This is a genomic window from Zoogloea sp. GW822-FHT05C07 (assembly GCF_058800215.1).
Map to the genome: position 1 here is coordinate 979,230 of NZ_CM179510.1, position 19,636 is coordinate 998,865.

The 19,636-nt window shown below is 64.9% G+C and carries 20 protein-coding genes; 19 read left to right on the plus strand and 1 reads right to left on the minus strand.

Annotated features, from left to right (window positions below; genetic code table 11):
• Positions 1 to 5 precede the first annotated feature (5 nt).
• The 6 genes from AC3QL2_RS04645 to nudB all read left to right on the plus strand — a co-directional run bounded on the left by AC3QL2_RS04645 (position 6) and on the right by nudB (position 5,617).
• Positions 6 to 641: a DUF502 domain-containing protein gene (locus AC3QL2_RS04645; RefSeq protein WP_493232229.1), complete on the plus strand. Its 636-nt coding sequence runs from the start codon at positions 6 to 8 to the stop codon at positions 639 to 641.
• A gap of 53 nt (positions 642 to 694) precedes the next feature.
• Positions 695 to 2,485, plus strand: coding sequence for an aspartate--tRNA ligase (gene aspS / locus AC3QL2_RS04650; protein WP_493232228.1), 1,791 nt, complete (start codon positions 695 to 697; stop codon positions 2,483 to 2,485).
• Between the two features lie 148 nt (positions 2,486 to 2,633).
• Positions 2,634 to 4,268 (plus strand): tetratricopeptide repeat protein, encoded by a 1,635-nt coding sequence (locus AC3QL2_RS04655; protein WP_493232227.1) that lies wholly within the window; start codon positions 2,634 to 2,636, stop codon positions 4,266 to 4,268.
• Positions 4,269 to 4,314: 46 nt separating this feature from the next.
• Positions 4,315 to 4,689 carry a guanyl-specific ribonuclease gene (locus AC3QL2_RS04660; RefSeq protein WP_493232226.1) on the plus strand — a complete coding sequence of 125 codons (375 nt, stop codon included), beginning with the start codon at positions 4,315 to 4,317 and terminating at the stop codon, positions 4,687 to 4,689.
• A gap of 2 nt (positions 4,690 to 4,691) precedes the next feature.
• Positions 4,692 to 5,135, plus strand: coding sequence for a barstar family protein (locus tag AC3QL2_RS04665; RefSeq protein ID WP_493232225.1), 444 nt, complete (start codon positions 4,692 to 4,694; stop codon positions 5,133 to 5,135).
• Entirely contained in the window at positions 5,132 to 5,617 is a 486-nt protein-coding gene (gene nudB, locus AC3QL2_RS04670; protein WP_493232224.1) for a dihydroneopterin triphosphate diphosphatase, read from the plus strand. The genes AC3QL2_RS04665 and nudB overlap by 4 nt, the downstream gene beginning before the upstream one ends.
• Here nudB and AC3QL2_RS04675 read toward each other — a convergent pair.
• A complete protein-coding gene (locus AC3QL2_RS04675; protein ID WP_493236668.1) occupies positions 5,568 to 5,792 on the minus strand; it encodes a cysteine-rich CWC family protein in 225 nt (74 codons plus the stop codon). The two genes, nudB and AC3QL2_RS04675, sit on opposite strands and share 50 nt — an antisense overlap.
• Positions 5,793 to 5,922: 130 nt before the next feature.
• Between AC3QL2_RS04675 and AC3QL2_RS04680 the strand changes: the two genes are divergently transcribed.
• The 13 genes from AC3QL2_RS04680 to AC3QL2_RS04740 all read left to right on the plus strand — a co-directional run bounded on the left by AC3QL2_RS04680 (position 5,923) and on the right by AC3QL2_RS04740 (position 19,519).
• Positions 5,923 to 6,339 (plus strand): Hsp20/alpha crystallin family protein, encoded by a 417-nt coding sequence (locus AC3QL2_RS04680; RefSeq protein WP_493232223.1) that lies wholly within the window; start codon positions 5,923 to 5,925, stop codon positions 6,337 to 6,339.
• Positions 6,340 to 6,487: 148 nt separating this feature from the next.
• Positions 6,488 to 7,387 carry an acetylglutamate kinase gene (argB, locus tag AC3QL2_RS04685; RefSeq protein WP_493232222.1) on the plus strand — a complete coding sequence of 300 codons (900 nt, stop codon included), beginning with the start codon at positions 6,488 to 6,490 and terminating at the stop codon, positions 7,385 to 7,387.
• A gap of 79 nt (positions 7,388 to 7,466) precedes the next feature.
• Positions 7,467 to 7,967: a disulfide bond formation protein B gene (locus AC3QL2_RS04690; protein WP_493232221.1), complete on the plus strand. Its 501-nt coding sequence runs from the start codon at positions 7,467 to 7,469 to the stop codon at positions 7,965 to 7,967.
• Between the two features lie 344 nt (positions 7,968 to 8,311).
• Entirely contained in the window at positions 8,312 to 10,774 is a 2,463-nt protein-coding gene (gene nirB / locus AC3QL2_RS04695; RefSeq protein ID WP_493232220.1) for a nitrite reductase large subunit NirB, read from the plus strand.
• Positions 10,775 to 10,787: 13 nt separating this feature from the next.
• Complete coding sequence (nirD, locus tag AC3QL2_RS04700) at positions 10,788 to 11,099, plus strand: nitrite reductase small subunit NirD (protein WP_079436643.1); 312 nt, start codon at positions 10,788 to 10,790, stop codon at positions 11,097 to 11,099.
• 150 nt (positions 11,100 to 11,249) lie between these two features.
• Positions 11,250 to 12,464 (plus strand): nitrate/nitrite transporter, encoded by a 1,215-nt coding sequence (locus AC3QL2_RS04705; protein WP_493232219.1) that lies wholly within the window; start codon positions 11,250 to 11,252, stop codon positions 12,462 to 12,464.
• Positions 12,465 to 12,543: 79 nt separating this feature from the next.
• On the plus strand, positions 12,544 to 14,250 hold the full coding sequence (locus AC3QL2_RS04710) for a bifunctional protein-serine/threonine kinase/phosphatase (protein WP_493232218.1): 1,707 nt from the start codon (positions 12,544 to 12,546) through the stop codon (positions 14,248 to 14,250).
• A gap of 93 nt (positions 14,251 to 14,343) precedes the next feature.
• The gene (locus tag AC3QL2_RS04715) at positions 14,344 to 15,537 is read left to right on the plus strand and encodes an acetylornithine transaminase (RefSeq protein ID WP_493232217.1); all 1,194 of its coding nucleotides are present in this window, start codon (positions 14,344 to 14,346) and stop codon (positions 15,535 to 15,537) included.
• Positions 15,538 to 15,611: 74 nt separating this feature from the next.
• Positions 15,612 to 16,067, plus strand: a complete 456-nt coding sequence (locus AC3QL2_RS04720; RefSeq protein ID WP_493232216.1) for a hypothetical protein — start codon at positions 15,612 to 15,614, stop codon at positions 16,065 to 16,067.
• 212 nt (positions 16,068 to 16,279) lie between these two features.
• A complete protein-coding gene (ychF, locus tag AC3QL2_RS04725) occupies positions 16,280 to 17,371 on the plus strand; it encodes a redox-regulated ATPase YchF (RefSeq protein WP_481121506.1) in 1,092 nt (363 codons plus the stop codon).
• Positions 17,372 to 17,567: 196 nt separating this feature from the next.
• On the plus strand, positions 17,568 to 18,830 hold the full coding sequence (locus tag AC3QL2_RS04730; RefSeq protein WP_493232215.1) for a tyrosine-type recombinase/integrase: 1,263 nt from the start codon (positions 17,568 to 17,570) through the stop codon (positions 18,828 to 18,830).
• Positions 18,831 to 18,848: 18 nt separating this feature from the next.
• Positions 18,849 to 19,199 (plus strand): hypothetical protein, encoded by a 351-nt coding sequence (locus tag AC3QL2_RS04735; RefSeq protein WP_493232214.1) that lies wholly within the window; start codon positions 18,849 to 18,851, stop codon positions 19,197 to 19,199.
• Positions 19,200 to 19,291: 92 nt separating this feature from the next.
• Positions 19,292 to 19,519 (plus strand): helix-turn-helix transcriptional regulator, encoded by a 228-nt coding sequence (locus AC3QL2_RS04740; protein WP_493232213.1) that lies wholly within the window; start codon positions 19,292 to 19,294, stop codon positions 19,517 to 19,519.
• The last annotated feature ends 117 nt before the right edge of the window (positions 19,520 to 19,636 follow it).

Consider the following 19,636-nt stretch of genomic DNA (forward strand, 5'->3'; position numbering starts at 1 on the left):
GCTGAATGAAAAAATACTTCGTCACCGGGCTGCTGATCTGGATCCCCGTGGTCATCACCTTCGTGGTGCTGGCCTGGATCGTGAACACCCTCGATCAGATCCTGTTGCTGGTCCCCGAGGCCCTGCGCCCCGAGGCCTTCCTCGGCTTCCACCTGCCCGGCATCGGCGTCATCGTCTCGGTGCTGCTGATCCTCGTCACCGGCCTGGCCGCCGCCAATTTCGTCGGCCAGCGCCTGGTGCGCTTCTGGGAAGGCGCCCTGTCGCGCATCCCGGTCGTCAAGTCGATCTACTACAGCGTCAAGCAGGTCTCGGACACCCTGCTGTCCAGCAACGGCCAGGCTTTCCGCAAGGCGCTGCTGATCCAGTACCCGCGTGAAGGGATGTGGACCATCGGCTTCCAGACCGGCGCACCAGGCGGCGACGCAGCCCACCACCTGGGTCCCGATTTCGTCAGTGTTTACGTGCCGACGACGCCGAACCCGACTTCCGGCTTCTTCCTGATGCTGCCCCGCAAGGACGCCATCGAACTGGACATGAGCGTCGACGAGGCCCTCAAGTACATCATCTCGATGGGGGTCGTGGCACCGCCCGTGCATCGCACACCCGCCCCACGGCCGGCGCCAGCCCTTCAGAATCACTAAACGCGGTTGCCTTCCAACCGCGTTCCGCTTTTTCCAGGAATACTGATCCCACCATGCGAACTCAATACTGCGGCCTCGTTTCCGCCGCCTACCTCGATCAAATCGTGACCCTCAGTGGCTGGGTCCATCGTCGCCGCGACCATGGTGGCGTGATCTTCATCGACCTGCGCGACCGCGAAGGTCTCGTGCAGGTCGTCTGCGATCCAGACCGCGCCGAGACGTTCAAGGTGGCCGAATCGGTCCGCAACGAGTTCGTCCTGCAGATCACCGGCAAGGTCCGTCGCCGTCCGGCCGGCACCGAAAATAGCGGCCTGGTTTCCGGCGAGATCGAGGTGCTGTGCCACGAGATCGAAATCCTCAATACTTCCGCCACGCCCCCGTTCCAGCTCGACGAGGAAAACCTCTCCGAGACGACCCGCCTGACCCATCGCGTCATCGACCTGCGCCGCCCGCAGATGCAGAAGAACATGATGCTGCGCTACCGCACGGCCATGGCCTTCCGCCGTTTCCTCGACGCCAAGGGCTTCATCGACATCGAAACGCCGATGCTCACCAAGAGCACCCCGGAAGGCGCCCGCGACTACCTGGTGCCGTCCCGCGTGCACGATGGCCAGTTCTTCGCGCTGCCCCAGTCCCCGCAGCTCTTCAAGCAGATGCTGATGGTCGCCGGCTACGACCGCTACTACCAGATCGTGAAGTGCTTCCGTGACGAAGACCTGCGCGCCGACCGCCAGCCCGAATTCACCCAGGTCGATATCGAGACCTCCTTCCTGACCGAAGCCGAGATCACGGCGATGATGGAAGAGATGATCCGCACGATCTTCAAGGAAGTGCTGTCCGTCGAGCTGCCCAACCCCTTCCCGCGCATGAGCTACGGCGAGGCCATGGACCGTTTCGGCTCCGACAAGCCCGACATGCGCGTGACCCTCGAACTCACCGACGTCACCGACGTGGTGAAGGACGTGGCCTTCAAGGTCTTCTCCGGCCCGGCCAACTCCGGCGGCCGCGTCGCGGCGATCCGCGTACCGGGCGGCGCCAGCCTGTCCCGCGGCGAGATCGACGAATACACCAAGTTCGTCAGCATCTACGGCGCCAAGGGCCTGGCCTACATCAAGGTCAATGACGCTTCCCAGCCGAACGAAGCCGGCCTGCAGTCTCCCATCGTCAAGAACCTCAACGAAACCGCGCTGCGCACCATCCTCGAGCGCACCGGCGCCCAGTCCGGCGACCTGATCTTCTTCGGCGCCGACAAGACCAAGGTCGTCAACGACGCCCTCGGCGCACTGCGCATCAAGCTCGGCCACGAGAAGGGCTACGTCAACGGCAAGGCCTGGGAACCCCTGTGGGTCGTGGACTTCCCGATGTTCGAGTACGACGACGAAGACAAGCGCTGGACCGCCTGCCACCACCCCTTCACCAGCCCGAAGGACGAGCACCTGGAACTGCTGACCAGCGATCCCGGCAAGTGCCTGGCCAAGGCCTATGACCTGGCCCTCAACGGCTGGGAAATCGGCGGTGGCTCGGTGCGTATCCACCGTGCCGAAGTGCAGGAGCAGGTCTTCTCTGCCCTGAACATCGGGCCGGAAGAACAGCAGGCCAAGTTCGGCTTCCTGCTCGACGCCCTCAAGTACGGCGCCCCCCCGCACGGTGGCCTGGCCTTCGGCCTCGACCGCATCGTTACGATGATGACCGGTGCCGAATCGATCCGTGACGTGATCGCCTTCCCGAAGACCCAGCGCGCCCAGTGCCTGCTCACCAACGCCCCGTCGCCGGTGGATGAGAAGCAACTGCGCGAACTGCACATCCGCCTGCGCAGCAAGGCTCCGGAAGCCCCGGCAGCCTGAGTGCCAGCGCACTCATGACAAAGGGCGAACGGCCAGAGGCTGTTCGCCCTTTTTTCTGGCGGACGGGCCAAACCTCCGCCGCGCCATTCTCGCGGGCTCAGCCCTCAAGAATGGTCACCCGCAGCCGTAGCTCTTAGCAGTCCCCGATATGACTCCTGCCGCCGTGATCGACCTCAACAACATCTCCGCCCTCGTCGTTGAAGCCAATCCGAGCATGCGGACCCAGCTCCGCAACATGCTCAACATGAGTGGCATCAGCAAGGTACAGTTCGCCGTCACGGCCGGCGTGGCCGTCCGCAAGCTGCGGGAGTCGCGTTTCGACCTGATCCTGTGCGAATACCACCTCGGCGACGGCCAGGATGGGCAGCATCTGCTGGAAGACCTGCGCCATCACCACATCATCCCGCTGACCACCCTGTTCCTGATGGTCACCGGCGAACGCCAGTACGAGCGGGTCATCAGCGCCGCCGAACTGGCGCCCAACGATTACATCCTCAAGCCCTTCGCCGCCGACACGCTGCACGACCGCATCGAGCGCGCCCTCGAGAAGCGCGATGCCTTCATGCCGGTCTATCGGCTGATCGAACTCGGCAATGCGCCGGACGCCATCGCCGCCAGCCTCGCCGGTGAGGAAAAGCACCCCCAGTGGACCGTGGACTTCATGCGCCTGCGTGCCGAGCTCCATCTAGCAAGCGGCAACGGCGATGAAGCCTTCGCGCTGTATGACAAGATCCTCGCCACCCGCAGCATTCCGTGGGCCCGGCTGGGGCTGGCCAAGGCCCTGCACATGCAGCGCCGTTACGCCGAAGCCGAGGACATCCTGCAGGGGCTGGTGGCCGAGAACGACATGTTCCTAGATGCCTACGACTGGCTGTCGCGCACCCGCGAGGCCGCCGGCGAACTGCAGGGCGCGCGCAACGTGCTGGCCACAGCCACCAACCTGTCCCCGCACCGGGTCGGCCGCCTGCGCCGGCTGGGCGAACTGGCAATCGAAACCGGCGACCACGAGACCGCCGAAAAGGTGCTCAGCGAGGTTGTGCGCAAGGGCAAGTACTCGGACTTTCGTGATCCGGAAGACCACGTCCGCCTCGTCCAGGCCCAGCTCGGCAAAGGCGACACCACCCAGGCGGAAGCCACCATCCGCGACCTCGAACGCTCCATGCTGGGGCTCGACAAGACCCGCAGCTGCTCATCCCTGTCGAGCGCCCTCGTGCATTTGAAGAAGGGCGATACTGTCAAGGCCGGCGAAGCCATCAAGGCCATAGCCAATGACGGCGCCGGCACCGCACTGTCCCAGAACCTCAAGAAGGAACTCGCCCGGGCCTGCTTCGCCAGCCAGATGGAGGAGCACGGCACCGAGGTCATCCTCGACCTGATGCGCAACGCCACCGACGAGCGCTCGCTGGAAAGCACCAAGCGCATCCTGCGCGAGGCCGGCAAGAGCGAACTGTGCGAGCAACTGCTGTCGCGTACCCAGGGCGAGGTCAAGGACCTGGTCGCCGAAGGTGCCCGCAAGGCCCAGGGCGGCGACTACGAAGGCGCGGTGCAGTTCATGCTCAGCGCGGTCCGCAAGATGCCGACCAACATCCACGTGCTGTTCAATGCCACCCTGGCGCTGCTCAAGTACGTGGAGAACTGCGGCTGGAACGAGCGCTTCGCCGAGCAGGCACGCAGTCTGATGGAACGAGCCCGTCAGCTCGACCCAGGCAATTCACGCCTGCCGGCGCTCACCACCTACTATTACAACCTGCTGAAGAAGTACGGCATCCGCCCCTCCTCCTGAGGTGCCACTGCTACACTGGCGGCGTCACCCGCGCTTCCGGCCCGCCATGTCTGCACTTTTCCGACTGCTCGTCGTCGTCCTTCTGTGTGTCGGTTTCACCGCCCAGGCCCGCGACCTACCCGACTGGCTGCGCCGCGAGCCGGCCAGCCTGGCGGCCGCTACGCTACCGCCTGAAGCCCGCGACACCCTGGCCTTGATCCGCCAGGGCGGCCCCTACCCTTACCGGCGCGACGGCGTCACTTTCCAGAACCGCGAAGGCCGCCTGCCGGATGCCCCGAACGGTTTCTACCGGGAATACACCGTCACCACCCCGGGCTCCCGCGACCGCGGCGCCCGGCGCATCATCAGCGGTGGCCGCCCCGCCACGGTGTTCTACTACACCGACGATCATTACCGCAGCTTCCGGCGGATCCAGGATTGAACATGAACGCCCCTGCCTTTCACACGCTGCTGCCCCGGGCCGAACGCTCCGGCATCTATCACCTGCCCTACGCGACCGACCTGGCCCTTGAAGAGGCCGCCGAAAGCCTGGGCTATGCGCTGTTCCGCCTCGATCTCGCCCGCATCACCGACAAGGCAGGCTTCCTGGCCGCCATCGGCGAAGCCCTGGACTTCCCCGACTGGTACGGGCACAACTGGGACGCGCTGGCCGATTGCCTGAATGACATGTCCTGGATGGAAGCGGACGGCTACGTGCTGGTCCTCGACCATGCGGATGCCTTTGCCGCCGCCAACCCAACCGATTTCGGCACAGCCCTGTCGATCCTGCAGGAAGCCTCCGACGCCTGGCGGGAGGACGGTGTGCCCTTCTGGACCCTGGTCGGCATCACCGCCGACGGCATCGCCTGGTTGCGCGACCTGGAATGAGTATCTGCAAACAGCCGGTCTCGGTGCTGGTCCTGATCCACACGCCGGCTCTGGATGTCCTGCTGCTGGAACGGGCCAGTGGCAACGGCCTGTGGCAATCGGTGACCGGCAGCCGCGAAGACGACGAAAGCCTGGCCACCACAGCGCTGCGGGAAGTCGCCGAGGAGACCGGCATCCAGGCATCGCCCGACACGCTGGTGGACTGGCAGCTGTCCAACCGCTTCGTGATCCTGCCGCGCTGGCGCGGCCGCTACGCCCCGGGCGTGACCCACAACACCGAACACGTCTTCAGCCTGTGCGTGCCCACGCCGATCCCCGTGCAACTGGCGGCCGATGAACATACCGCAGCCCTGTGGCTGCCCTGGCAGACCGCTGCCGGCAAGGTCTTCTCATGGACTAACCGGGACGCCATCCGCCTGTTGCCGCAGCGTATCAACGCGGCACCGCGCGCTGCGCCGCAGCCTCCGCGATCCGACGCTTGAGACAGTCCGGGCAGTAGCAGGCTCCCACGTCGCCGGCTGGTATCGCCGGGACATCCAGCGCCAGCGGCAGGCTGGCACACCAGCACTCAGTCAGGTCAGCGTTCATGCCACAGGTGAAAGCCGCACCACAGGCCGGGCACCGGTTGGTGGCCGCCACCTTGTCCTTCTGTTCCATCGTCTCGCTCCGTTTGATCCACCTCAAGTCTACCCTGCCCCGCCCTTGAACGACGGCGCCCCTCTCCCTATACAACAAGCAGGGAGGGCCGAAAACCCTCGATCAAGGCCAGCAGAAGAAGGAGACCACCATGAGCAACATCACTCGCCGTGACCCTCTGGACGATCTGTTCCACGGCTTTTTCGTTCGCCCGGTCGAGTATGCGGGCGCGCCCGTCGAAGCACCGCAGATGCGTGTAGACGTGAAGGAGGCCGCTGACGCCTACCAGGTGCATGCGGAGTTGCCGGGCGTCAAGAAGGAAGACATCCACATACACATCGACGGCCAGGTGGTGTCGATCAGCGCCGAACGCAAGCAGGAAAAGGAGGTGAAGGAAGGCGAACGGGTACTGCGCACCGAGCGCTATTTCGGCGAGGTATCCCGCAGCTTCCAGCTTGGCGCCGATGTGGATGAAGCAAATGCCTCGGCACGCTTCGCCGACGGCGTGCTCGAACTGACATTGCCCAAGAAGGCTCCGGCCCGGAGCAAGCGCCTCGTCATCGAGTAAGGCTCCATCCACGCAACATTTGAGCGGCAGCATGGAGCGGGAGGAGCGATCCTCCCGCTCTTTTTGTTTCACTCTTCCCGCTTCTTGTTTGAGTGTCGCCTCATTACAATCGCGGGCACACCAAAACAACCTTGCGCTGCAACACATCATGACCGCTGCCATCGACACCTCCGACCTGACCCCGGCCCAGAAAGCCGCCATCATCGCCGAAGCCCTGCCCTACATCCGGCGCTTCCAGGACAAGACCCTGGTCATCAAGTACGGCGGCAACGCGATGACCGACCCGCACCTGAAGGCCTGTTTCGCCCACGATGTGGTGCTCCTCAAGCTGGTCGGCTTCAACCCGGTGGTGGTGCACGGTGGTGGGCCACAGATCGAGAACATGCTGTCCCGCGTCGGCAAGAAGGGCGAGTTCGTGCAGGGCATGCGCGTCACCGATGCCGAGACCATGGAAGTCGTGGAAATGGTGCTCGGCGGCCAGGTGAACAAGGAGATCGTCAATCTGATCAACCAGGCCGGCGGCAAGGCGGTGGGCGTGACCGGCAAGGACTCCAACTTTATCCGCGCCAAGAAGCTGATGATGGAGAACAAGGACGCCCCAGGCGATCTGATCGACATCGGCCAGGTCGGCGACATCACGCAGATCGACCCAAGCCTGATCTCCTTCCTCGACAAGGGCGACTTCATCCCGGTCATCGCGCCGATCGGCGTGGGCCCCGACGGCGAGAGCTACAACATCAACGCCGACGTGGTGGCCGGCAAGCTGGCCGAAGTGCTGAAGGCCGAGAAGCTGGTGCTGCTGACCAACACCCCGGGTGTGCTCGACAAGGACGGCAAGCTGCTGACTGGCCTGACCCCGCGCCAGATCGACGAACTGGTGGCCGACGGCACCCTGTCCGGCGGCATGCTGCCGAAGATCGGCTCGGCCCTCGACGCCGCCCGCAACGGCGTAAAGAGCGTGCACATCATCGACGGCCGCGTCGAACACTGTCTGCTGCTGGAAATCCTCACCGACCACGGCGTCGGCACGATGATCAAGAGCAAGTAAGTCCGCTACCTCTATGGAACTCCGGGGCCGGTCGGATACTCTGCACTTCCCCCAGCCCCGGCTTTTCCGCTCCGCCTCCATGTCCGACCGCCACACACGCCCCCTCGCCCTCGCCCTCTTCGTCGTCTGCAGCAGCCTGCTCGCCTTCGGCCTCTACCTCCAGCACGTCAAGGGCATCGAACCCTGCCCGATGTGCATCATGCAGCGCTATGCCCTGCTGGCCTGCGGCCTCATCGGCCTGGGCGCCGGCCTGCACAACCCCGCCACCAAGGGGCGCTACGCATGGTCGACGCTGCTGGCGGTCGCCGCCCTGGCCGGCGCCGGCGTGGCAGCACGTCAGTCATGGATCCAGTGGTATCCGCCGGAAGTCTCCGAATGCGGCCCAGGCCTGGAATACATGCTGGAGAGTTTCCCGCTGTCCTCCGCACTGCCGATGATCTTCCGCGGCGCCGGCGACTGCTCCATTGTCGACTGGACCTTCCTCGGCCTGTCCATCGCCAACTGGTCCTTCCTGGCTTTCGCCACCATCCTGGTCAGCCTCGCCGTGCATCTGCTGCAGCATCGCAAGTCCGCAGCCTGAACCGACGCCCCAGCTCAGGGCGAGGCGCACCAGCCAAGTGCGCCTCGCTGCCTCTCCGCCCTCCCCTCCTCCTCGTTTTCCCCGTATTTGCCGGGTTTGACGTAATGGCACGGCCATTGCTTTATAGCCATTCAACGAATGTGCGCATGAAGCAATAAAGGCTTTGCTGCATTGCGCACTACCTGAATCCAGGTGCTTGTTGCGCGCCGCCCCCGAGGCTGGCGACGCGGTCCGGCCAACGACGGCCCCGCCGCGATCAACGACGATCTCTCTCCTGCTCAAGGCTTACCCGCCCGCATCGGTCCTGTGCGTCCGGTCCGGGGAGAATCAATGTCGGAGGAATCATGCGCAAACAGAAACTGGTCATGGTCGGCAACGGGATGGCGGGCGTCCGCACGCTGGAAGAGCTGCGGAAAATTGCCCCGGACATGTACGACATCACGGTCTTCGGTGCCGAGCCGCATCCCAACTACAACCGCATCCTGCTCTCCCCGGTGCTCGCCGGCGAGATGACCATCCAGGACATCATCCTCAACGACCTGCAGTGGTACGCGGATAACGACATCACGCTGCACCTGGGCGCGCGGGTCACCGGGATCGACCGTCGCAACCGTTCCATCGTCGCCACCGGCAAAGATGGCCAGCCGATCACCGTCGATTACGACCGCCTGCTGCTGGCCACCGGCTCGACCCCCTTCATGCCGCCGATTCCGGGCAAGGACCTGCCGGGCGTGATCTCCTACCGGGACATCAAGGACACCGACGAGATGATCGACGCGGCGTCCAAGTACCAGCACGCGGTGGTCATCGGCGCCGGCCTGCTGGGCCTGGAAGCAGCCAACGGCCTGGCCCTGCGCGGCATGGACGTGACCGTGGTGCACATCTCCGACTGGATCATGGAGCGCCAGCTCGACCGCACCGCCGGCAAGATGCTGCAGGCCGCCCTCGAAGCCAAGGGCATGAAGTTCAAGCTCAACGCCCAGACTGCCGAGCTGGTGCAGGGCGAATCCGGCCGCGTCTGTGCGATCAAGTTCAAGGATGGCGACAGCCTCCCCGCCGACCTCGTCTGCATCGCCGCCGGCATCCGCCCCAACGTCGAACTAGCCGAGAAGGCCGGCATCCACTGCAACCGCGGCATCGTCGTCAATGACACGCTGCAAACCTACGACCCGCGCATCTACGCCGTCGGCGAATGCGCCAACCACCGCGGCACCGCCTATGGCCTGGTGGCGCCGCTGTTCGAGCAGGCCAAGGTCGCCGCCAACCACCTGGCCATGTACGGCATCGGCCGCTACCAGGGCTCGGTGACCAGCACCAAGCTCAAGGTCACGGGCATCGACGTGTTCTCAGCTGGCGACTTCTCAGGCGCCGAAGGCACCGAGGACATCGTCCTCCACGACCCGGGCGTGGGCGTCTACAAGCGCCTGGTGCTGAAGGACGACAAGCTGGTCGGCGCCGTGCTGTACGGCGACACCAAGGACGGCGCCTGGTACTTCCAGCTGCTTAAGGACGAACAGGACATCCGCGACATCCGCGACAACCTGGTGTTCGGCAACTCCCACCTGGGCGACGTCGGCCACAAGGGCAACAGCCTGGCCGCCAGCATGCCCGACACCGCCGAGGTGTGCGGCTGCAACGGCGTGTGCAAGGGCACCATCGTCAAGGCCATCAAGGAACAAGGCCTCTTCACGCTGGAGGACGTGCGCAAGCACACCAAGGCCTCCAGCTCCTGCGGCTCCTGTACCGGTCTGGTCGAGCAGATCCTCGCCTCGACGATCGGCGGCGCCTACCAGCCGGCCGACTCCAACAACAAGGCGGTGTGCGGCTGTACCGACCATTCCCACGGCGACGTGCGCAAGGCCATCCGGGACAACAAGCTGTTGTCGGTAGCCGACACGCAGAAGTTCCTGGCCTGGAAGACGCCCAACGGCTGCGCCACCTGCCGCCCGGCCCTCAACTACTACTGCCTGTCCACCTGGCCCCACGAGGCCATCGACGACCCGCAGAGCCGCTTCATCAACGAGCGGGCCCACGCCAACATCCAGAAGGATGGCACCTACTCGGTGGTACCGCGCATGTGGGGCGGCCTGACCACCCCCGACGAACTGCGCGCCATTGCCGACGCCGCCGAGAAGTACAAGGTGCCGACCGTCAAGGTGACCGGCGGCCAGCGCATCGACCTGCTCGGCGTGAAGAAGGAAGACCTGCCCGCCATGTGGGAGGACTTCGCCAAGGCCGGCATGTGCTCCGGCCACGCCTACGGCAAGAGCCTGCGCACCGTGAAGACCTGCGTCGGCGCCGAACACTGCCGCTTCGGCACCCAGCGCTCGATGGAGCTGGGCGTCAAGCTGGAGAAGATGCTGTTCGGCATGTGGAGCCCCCACAAAGTCAAGCTGGCGGTGTCCGGCTGCCCTCGCAACTGCGCCGAATCGGGCATCAAGGACGTGGGCGTGATCGGCGTGGATTCCGGCTACGAGCTGTACATCGGCGGCAATGGCGGCATCAAGACCGAAGTGGCTCAGTTCTTCTGCAAGGTGAAGGACGACGACGAGGTCATGGAATACGGCGGCGCCTTCATCCAGCTCTACCGGGAGGAAGGCTTCTACCTGGAACGCACCTGCCATTACCTGGAGCGGGTCGGCATGGAGCACATCAAGAAACTGGTCCTCGAAGACGAGGCCAACCGCAAGGCGCTCTACGAAAAACTCCTCTTCGCGCTGCAGAACTACAAGGATCCGTGGGCCGAGATCTTCGAAGACAAGAGCGGCGGGATCCACAAGCGTCAATTCGAGATCATCAAGGTTTGAGGAGCGCCCGCAAATGAGCGAATGGAAACGAATCTGCGCCGTCAGCGACGTGCCGGTACTGGGCTCCCGCGTGGTGCATAGCGAGGACGAAGGCCGCATCGCGCTGTTCCGCAACTCGGCCGACCAGGTCTTCGCGGTACGCGACCGCTGCCCCCACAAGGGTGGCCCGCTATCCCAGGGGCTGGTCCACGGCACCACGGTCACCTGCCCTCTACACAGCTGGAAGATCCAGCTCGACGACGGCCAGGTCGTACCGCCGGACGTGGGCTGTGTGAAGCCCTTCCCGGTCAAGGTCGAAAACGGAGAGGTCTTCCTCTCCTTGTAAGGGTTTCACGCGCGGGGGCGGTCCTGCGCAAGCAGTCTCCCCTACCGCCCCCGTCGCGTGATCCCCTTCAGCCCTTTCCCGATTTCCCAAAATGCCCAGGCAGCGCCCCGAAAGGCGCAGCCAGGCCCCGTTCGTACCCAGGAGTTTGAAATGGACCGTAAATCCTTCCTGAAAGCCGGCCACACCCCCACCCTGCTGGCGGCCTTCCTCTACTTTGACCTCGCCTTCATGGTGTGGGTGCTGCTCGGCCCGCTGGGCGTGCAGATCGCCAAGGACCTTGGCCTGACCCACGCCCAGAAGGGCCTGATGGTTGCCACGCCGGTACTCGCCGGCGCGCTGCTGCGCCTCGTGATGGGCGTGCTGGTGGATCACCTCAAGCCCAAGATGGCCGGCGCCATCGGCCAAGTCATCGTGCTGTGCGCGCTGGCCTTCGCCTGGCACTTCGGCATCCACAGCTATGAAGAGACGCTGGTGCTGGGCCTCTTCCTCGGCGTAGCCGGCGCGTCCTTCGCCGTCGCGCTGCCGCTGGCCTCCCGCTGGTATCCGCCGGAACACCAGGGCACTGCGCTCGGCATTGCCGGCGCCGGCAACTCCGGTACCGCCATGGCCGCGCTGTTCGGCCCCGGTCTGGCCGCCGCCTACGGGTGGACCAACGTGTTCGGCCTGGCGCTGATCCCGCTGTCCATCGTCTTCGTGCTCTACCTGGTGCTGGCCAAGGACGCCCCCGAGTGCCCGCCGGCCAAGTCCTTCGCCGAATACCTGAAGGTGCTCAAGGACAAGGACTCTTGGTGGTTCATGTTCTTCTACTCGGTGACCTTCGGCGGCTTCGTCGGCCTGGCTTCGTCCCTGACCATCTACTTCAACACCCAGTATGGGCTCGACCCGAAGACCGCCGGCTTCTTCACCGCCGCCTGCGTGTTCGCCGGCAGCATGGTGCGCCCGATTGGCGGCAACGTGGCCGACCGCATCGGCGGCATCAAGATGCTCACCACCATGTATGCCCTGGCCGCCATCTTCCTGGCCATCGTCAGCTTCGACCTGCCGGCGGCCTGGATGGCCCTCGCGGTCTTCGTCTGCGCCATGCTGTCCCTCGGCATGGGCAACGGCGCGGTGTTCCAGCTGGTGCCCCAGCGCTTCCGCAAGGAGATCGGCGTGATGACCGGACTGGTCGGCATGGCCGGTGGTGTCGGCGGCTTCTACCTGGCCTCCAGCCTCGGCTACAGCAAGCAGGTCACCGGCAGCTACCAGGCCGGCTTCCTGATCTTCGCGTGCCTGGCCATCGTCGCGCTGGGTGGTCTTACCGCCGTCAAGAGCCGCTGGCGCACCACCTGGGGCGCTCCGCACCTGACCAGCGCCAAGATCTGAGCATCCCTTCCCTGCCACTCATCTGAACGGATCGGAACCGGGGCATACTCCCCGCTTCCGATCCGCGCCGTTTACGACCATGACCGCGCCCCGCCTCCTCGCCGCCCTCGGCTATTCGTCCCTCACCGGCCCCCGGCCGCGCAACGAGGATTTCTGCGGCGCCGTTACGCCGGAAGGCCCGGAGCTCGACGCCAAGGGCATCCTGGCGGTGGTGGCCGACGGCGTGGGCGGCCACGCCAACGGCCGCGAAGCCTCGGAATACACCGTCCGCGGCCTGCTCTCCGACTACTACGCGACGCCCGACACCTGGGCCGTCAACAAGTCCCTCGACACCGTACTGGCCTCCCTCAACCGCTGGCTGATCTCCCATGCGGCGCGCACGCGTGAAGCGGCCGGCATGGCCACCACGCTGTCCGCCGTGGTACTGCGCGGGCGCCGCTACTACCTGGCCCACGTGGGCGACTCTCGGATCTACCGGCTTCGCGCCGGCAAGCTGGAACAGCTGTCCACCGACCACGTGTGGGAACACCCGGAACTCAAGAACGTGCTGTCCCGCGCGGTCGGCCTCGACGCCCACCTGTCGGTGGATTACGCCGACGGCGAACTGGAAGCCGGCGACGTCTTCGCACTGATGAGCGACGGCGTGTGGGGCCAGCTCGGCGATCGCAAGATCGGCGACATCCTGCGTGCCGAGCAGGACCCGCAGGACGCCGCCGCGCGCCTGGCGATGGGCGCCGAGGACGGCGGCAGCCAGGACAACTGCACCGCGTTGGTGCTGCGCGTGGATACGCTGCCGGCCGACAAGCTGCGCGACAACATCGCCCGCCTGCAGCACCTGCCGCTGCCACCGCGCCTGAAGGTCGGCCAGACGCTGGACGGACTGACCGTCGACGCGGTGCTGCATGAGTCCATCGCCACGCTGCTGTACCGGGTCAGCGACGAGCAGGGCCAGCCCCGCGTGCTCAAGACGCTGCGCCCGGAGCACGACGACCCGGAAGCCGCCGCCGCCCTCGCCCACGAGGAATGGCTGGCCCGGCGGATCAACGACAGCTGGTTCCCGCAGGTCGTCCCCTACCCGCAGCGCAACCACCTGTACTACCTGATGAGCTGGCACGAGGGCTCCACCCTCAAGGCCCGGCTGGACAGCGGCCACCGCTTCGGCACCGGAGAGGTGGCGGACCTCGGCGAGCGTATTCTGAAAGGTGTTGCCAGCCTGCACCGGCTGTCCATCGTGCACCGGGACATCAAGCCGGACAACCTGCACCTGGACGCCGAAGGCCGCTTGCGCATCCTCGACCTGGGCGTCGCCGCCTCCGACGCCACCGCACAGGGCCAAAAGTTCGAGGAGATCAACAACCCCGGCACGCCCAGCTACATGGCGCCGGAGCTCTACGGCGGCAAGAGCGTGGCGGCCAGCGAGCAGACCGACCTCTACGCCATTGGCGTGACCCTCTACCAGCTCCTCACCCGCAAATATCCCTACGGCGAGATCGAACCCTTCCAGAACCCGAAGTTTGGTGACCCGGTACCGCCGACGCGCTACCGCCCGGACATTCCCGACTGGCTCGAAGCGGTGCTGCTGAAGGCGGTCGCCCGCGAACCGAAGGCACGCTTCGAGACCGCCGAGGAATTCCTGCTGGCCCTCGAACGGGGCGCCCGCCGCCCGCTGGTCGTACCGCGCAAATCGCCGCTGATGGAACGGGACCCGCAACTCGGCCTCAAGCTGCTGGCGGCCACGTCACTGGTGCTCAACGTATTGCTGGTGTACCTGCTGCTGGTGCGCTGACGGCCCGGCGCGGGCCCATGAATTTTCCGTGAAAGGTCGCGCCTGCGCGCTCCGCGCGCTACCATCTATCGCTTTACGCAAGGAGATAGCGCCATGCAATACGGCGAATTCGATGCCAATTCGTTGATGTACATCACAAACCGGCCCGAGCTCGTCTTCGTCCGAGGCAGTGGTTCCTGGCTGTACGACGAACAAGACAAGGCCTATCTCGACTTCGTGCAGGGCTGGGCAGTGAACTGCCTGGGCCACTGCCCGCCGGAAATCAGCGAGGCCCTCGCCACCCAGGGCGCTCAGCTGATCAACCCGAGCCCGGCCTTCTACAACGGTCCGGCCATCGAACTGGCCGGCCTTCTGACCCGCCACTCCGTCTTCGACCGGGTGTTCTTCGCCAACACCGGCGCCGAGGCCAATGAAGGCGCCATCAAACTGGCCCGCAAGTGGGGCCGCCTCAACCGCGACGGCGCCTACGAGATCATCACCTTCGAACACGCCTTCCACGGCCGCACGCTGGCCACCATGTCGGCCTCCGGCAAGCCGGGCTGGGACACCCTTTTCGCACCGCAGGTACCGGGCTTCCCGAAGGCCAGGCTGAACGACCTCGACTCGGTGAAGGCCCTGATCGGCCCCCAGACCGTCGCGGTGATGCTCGAGCCCGTGCAGGGCGAAGGCGGCGTGATCCCCGCCGAACCGGAATTCCTGCAGGCCCTGCGCGAACTCACGCGCGAACATGGCCTGCTGCTGATCGTCGACGAAGTACAGACCGGCGTGGGCCGCACCGGCCGCCTGTTCGCCTATGAGCATGCCGGCATCGAGCCGGACATCATGACCCTCGGCAAGGGCATCGGCGGCGGCGTGCCCCTGTCGGCCCTGCTGGCCCGCGAGGCGGTATGCTGTTTCGAGCCCGGCGACCAGGGCGGCACCTACAACGGCAACCCACTGATGTCAGCAGTCGGCGCGGCGGTGATACGCCGCCTGACCAGCCCGGGCTTCCTGGACCAGGTCGAGGAAACCGGCCGTTATCTGTCTGCCGCCCTCAACGACCTGGTCGTCCGCCACGGCCTCGTCGGCGAACGGGGCCAGGGCCTGCTGCGCGCGCTGATCCTCGACGACGAACGCGGCCCGGCGCTGGTGAAGAGCGCCCTCGAGCATTCGCCCAAGGGTTTGCTGCTCAACTCGCCGCGCCCCAACCTGCTGCGCTTCATGCCGTCGCTGACCGTCAGCACGGCCGAGATCGACGAGATGATCGGCGTTCTCGACACCCTGCTGCACGCCACCCGCAAGGCCTGACGTAGCCGACGCCATCCCCGAAACCGGCTCCCGCAAGGACCGGCTCAGGGGATGGCACAAGCACCTCCGACGACATGCTGCACCTCCGCCGCGCCGCCCTTCTCGTCGCCATCAGCGCCCTGCTGACGCCCCTCGCCCACGCCGACACCCTGTGGCACTGGCACTACGAAGGCCCAGGCATCCGCGCCAGTGGCACCTTCACCACCACCGACACGGCAGACGCCGCCGGCCTCCATCGTGTCACCAGCATCAGCGGCGAGCGCAACGGCGATCCCATCACCGGGCTCTACCCCGCGGGCCAGGCCATTCCCGGCAACGAGCCCTACGCCGTCGACAACCTTGTCCGCCCCGGCGGCAAGGGCCAACTAACGCTTCACGGCTTCGGCGTTGCGCTGGCCTCCGGAGCGCACGCCAACCCCTTCTTCGATCCGGCCCGCCCCGCGCCGGGCTACATGGAAGTCCTCATCACGCCCGCCGGCTTCCGCGAACAGCCCGTCCGCTTTTCCGCCAGTCCAGCCGGCAAGCCCTAGGCCGACGCACTCAGCCTTTGGAAGGGGCTGGGCAACAGCGGTACAATGCTGATTTTCCGGAACAAAGCAGCCCAGAACCGTTGAGCCACGGCCCCGGTCCTGCTGTCTTGTCCTGAGTCCACCCCCGCCCCGGTTTCGCCCCCGGCGCGGGTCGCGCACTTCGACGATGCCTGCACTGGCTCCGAAGTGACCTGTTTTTTCAAAGGAATTCCATGGCTCTCCAATGCGGCATCGTCGGCCTGCCCAACGTCGGCAAATCGACCCTCTTCAACGCCCTCACCAAGGCCGGCATCGCCGCCGAGAACTATCCCTTCTGCACCATTGAGCCCAACGTGGGCATCGTTGAAGTGCCCGATCCGCGCCTCGATGCCCTGTCCGAAATCGTCAAGCCGCAGAAGGTCCAGCCCGCCATCGTCGAATTCGTCGACATCGCCGGCCTGGTCGCCGGCGCCTCCAAGGGCGAAGGCCTCGGCAACCAGTTCCTCGCCAACATCCGCGAGACCGACGCCATCGTCAACGTGGTGCGCTGCTTCGATGACGAGAACGTCATCCACGTGAATGGCAAGGTGGACCCGCTCGCCGACATCGAAACCATCGTCACCGAACTCGCACTGGCCGACATGGCCGCCGTCGAAAAGGCCATCCACCGCGAGAACAAGAAGGCCCGCTCCGGCGACAAGGATGCCCAGAAGCTGGTCGCCATCCTCGAAAAGCTGCTGCCGCACCTCAACGAAGGCCAGCCGGCACGCACCATGCAACTCAGCGACGACGAGAAACTGATTCTCAAGCCCCTGTGCCTGATGACCCTCAAGCCCGCCATGTACGTCGGCAACGTGATGGAAGACGGCTTCGAGAACAACCCCTACCTCGACCGCCTGCGCGAGCACGCCGCCAAGGAAGGCGCTCCGGTCGTCGCCCTGTGCGCCAAGATCGAAGCCGAGCTGGCCGACCTGGACGACGAAGACAAGATGGCCTTCCTGGCCGACCTGGGCCTCGAAGAACCCGGCCTCAACCGCCTGATCCGCGCCGGCTACAAGCTGCTCGGCCTGCAGACCTACTTCACCGCCGGCGTGAAGGAAGTCCGCGCCTGGACCATCCACGTCGGCGACACCGCCCCGCAGGCCGCCGGCGTCATCCACACCGACTTCGAACGCGGCTTCATCCGCGCCCAGACCATCTCCTACGAAGACTTCATCGCCTTCAAGGGCGAACAGGGCGCCAAGGAAGCCGGCAAGATGCGCTCCGAAGGCAAGGAATACGTGGTGAAGGATGGCGACGTGCTGAATTTCCTGTTCAACGTGTAAACCGAATCTGCTTTATCACGGCATATCAGGCCGGATCAAAAACCCCTCGAAAGCCCCGCGAATGCGGGGTTTTCTGTTTCTTGCCGTATCACCTGAAATCTTCTCCTCTCAGTCAAAACCGGGTACGATTCCGGGTACAGGGTAAACGGACCCCTTAAAAAAACCGGGTATGAGTGAGACCCCCCGAGAGGCCGCCATGTTGACCGACACGAAATGCCGCACCGCCAAGTCAAAGGACAAGCCTTACAAGCTGTCCGACGACAAGGGCCTTTACTTGGAGGTGAAACCCAACGGCGTGAAGGCGTGGCGCTACCGTTTCGAGTTGGGCGGCAAGGAAAGTGTGTTTGCCATCGGCGAGTATGTGAGCGCCCCCAGCACGGAAACCCCTGAGGAAGCGAAGGCACGTCGGGACGGCGGGCGGTTCACCCTGGCCGAAGCCCGCGACGAGCGAATCAAGGCGCGGGGCCTAGTGAAGCAAGGCGTCAACCCGGCGCATAGCCGCCAGCTAGACAAGATCAAGCGGGAGCAGGAAAACGCCACAACCTTTGACGCCGTCGCCCGTGAATGGCTGGCCCTCAAGGATTGGGAGGAAGTCACGAAGAAGCGCCGGCTAGACATGCTGGCCCGTGTGGTCTTCCCGAAAATTGGCGCTCTGCCCGTGAAGCAAGTTACCCCCGCCCATATCTTGGACGTGTTGAAAACGGCCCAAGAGAAAAACGGCCCTTCTGTGGCAGCCGAGGCAAAGCGCACCATGTCCGGGGTTTTCGAGCTTGCCGTATCCACACTGAGGGCCGACGCCGACCCGGTTCATCCGGTACGCAAGGCACTTCCAGCGAACAAGACCCAGCACAAGCGCCCCCTAGATACCGACGAGATTGGCCGAATTCTTCGGGACGTTGAAACCCACGGCGGCCGGCATGAAACCATGGGCGCTTTCCGCCTCATGTGGCTAACCCTTTGCCGCCCAAGCGAAGCCGTCGAAGCCGAGTGGACGGAGTTCGACCTAGACGCTGCAATCTGGCGTATCCCGGCGGAACGCATGAAGAAGCGCAAGGCGCATGTCGTACCGTTGCCCGCCCAGGCTGTGGAATTGCTGCGGGCGCTGCACGGCATCACCGGCCGCCATAAGCACGTATTCCCCGGCCGGGACGACAAGGACAAGCCCATGGCCGTGGCTTCCTTCCGGCAAATGCTTAACGTGCTGGGCTGGGGCGGGAAATACAGCCCCCACGCCACCCGGACCACGGGCAGCACGCGGCTAAACGAAATGGGCTACCCGGCGGACTGGATAGAGCGCCAACTAGCCCACGCCGAGCCCAACGCCGTGCGCCGCACCTATAACCACGCGGAACACCTGGCCGACCGTGCCAAGATGATGCAGCAATGGGCGGACATGCTGGATTCGTGGAAGAAGGGCGACAGCTCCAAGGTCATACCGCTGCACGGGGCCGCAGCCTAGAAAAAGGAGCTTTGAGCTATGAAGAAGAAGGAGATTCGTACCCTGATTGCGGCGGACGGGGATCGCGCGGACTGGCTTGCCAATTTGCCCACGACGATTCGCGACCTTAAGCAGTTTCAGCAGAGCATTAAAACTGAGTTTAAGGAAAGTGCGGTCGAACGTTGCCGGCAGCAACTCAAGCAATCGACCGCCAATTCTGTCGGCGGTCGGGCTCTCAAAAAGCCAAATGTGACGCGTGCAGCCCTCGAAACCTTCCGGGAGAAATTCGCTTTTGACTCAGACGGGGAGCGTGGATGGATCAAGGCCGCACGCCTGGAATTTGGCATCACGGAAAACACCATCCGCGCCCGCCTGAAAGAGAATGAATGAGAAGCGAACGCTACTGAGCGTTTAGCCCGACGGCGGGCTACCCATGCAAGATTATTCGTGCTGTCTCTCTTCATCGCAAAGGACAGCACACCATGGCAACCCGCAAAGACCCTAGCGCAATCCCCGACGCGCTAAGAAACTTCGATTCCCTCCCCGATTCCGCGAACGTTCGCCAGCCCGTTGTACAGGCGCTGGTCGGCTGTTCGTCGGCCACAGTCTGGCGCATGGTCAAGCGCGGCACCCTGCCCGCCCCCCGCAAGCTGTCGACGAACGTGACCGCCTGGAATGTGGGCGACCTTCGCAAAGTCCTTGCAGCGTAGGGGGCGCGATGTCGATCAAACTCCCCCTAATCCCTGGCCGCCAAGCGAAAGGCCACCCCCCTCGTAATTGCCGCGAACAACGCGCCGAAATCGAACGCCGCCGCCGCGAAGAGTTCG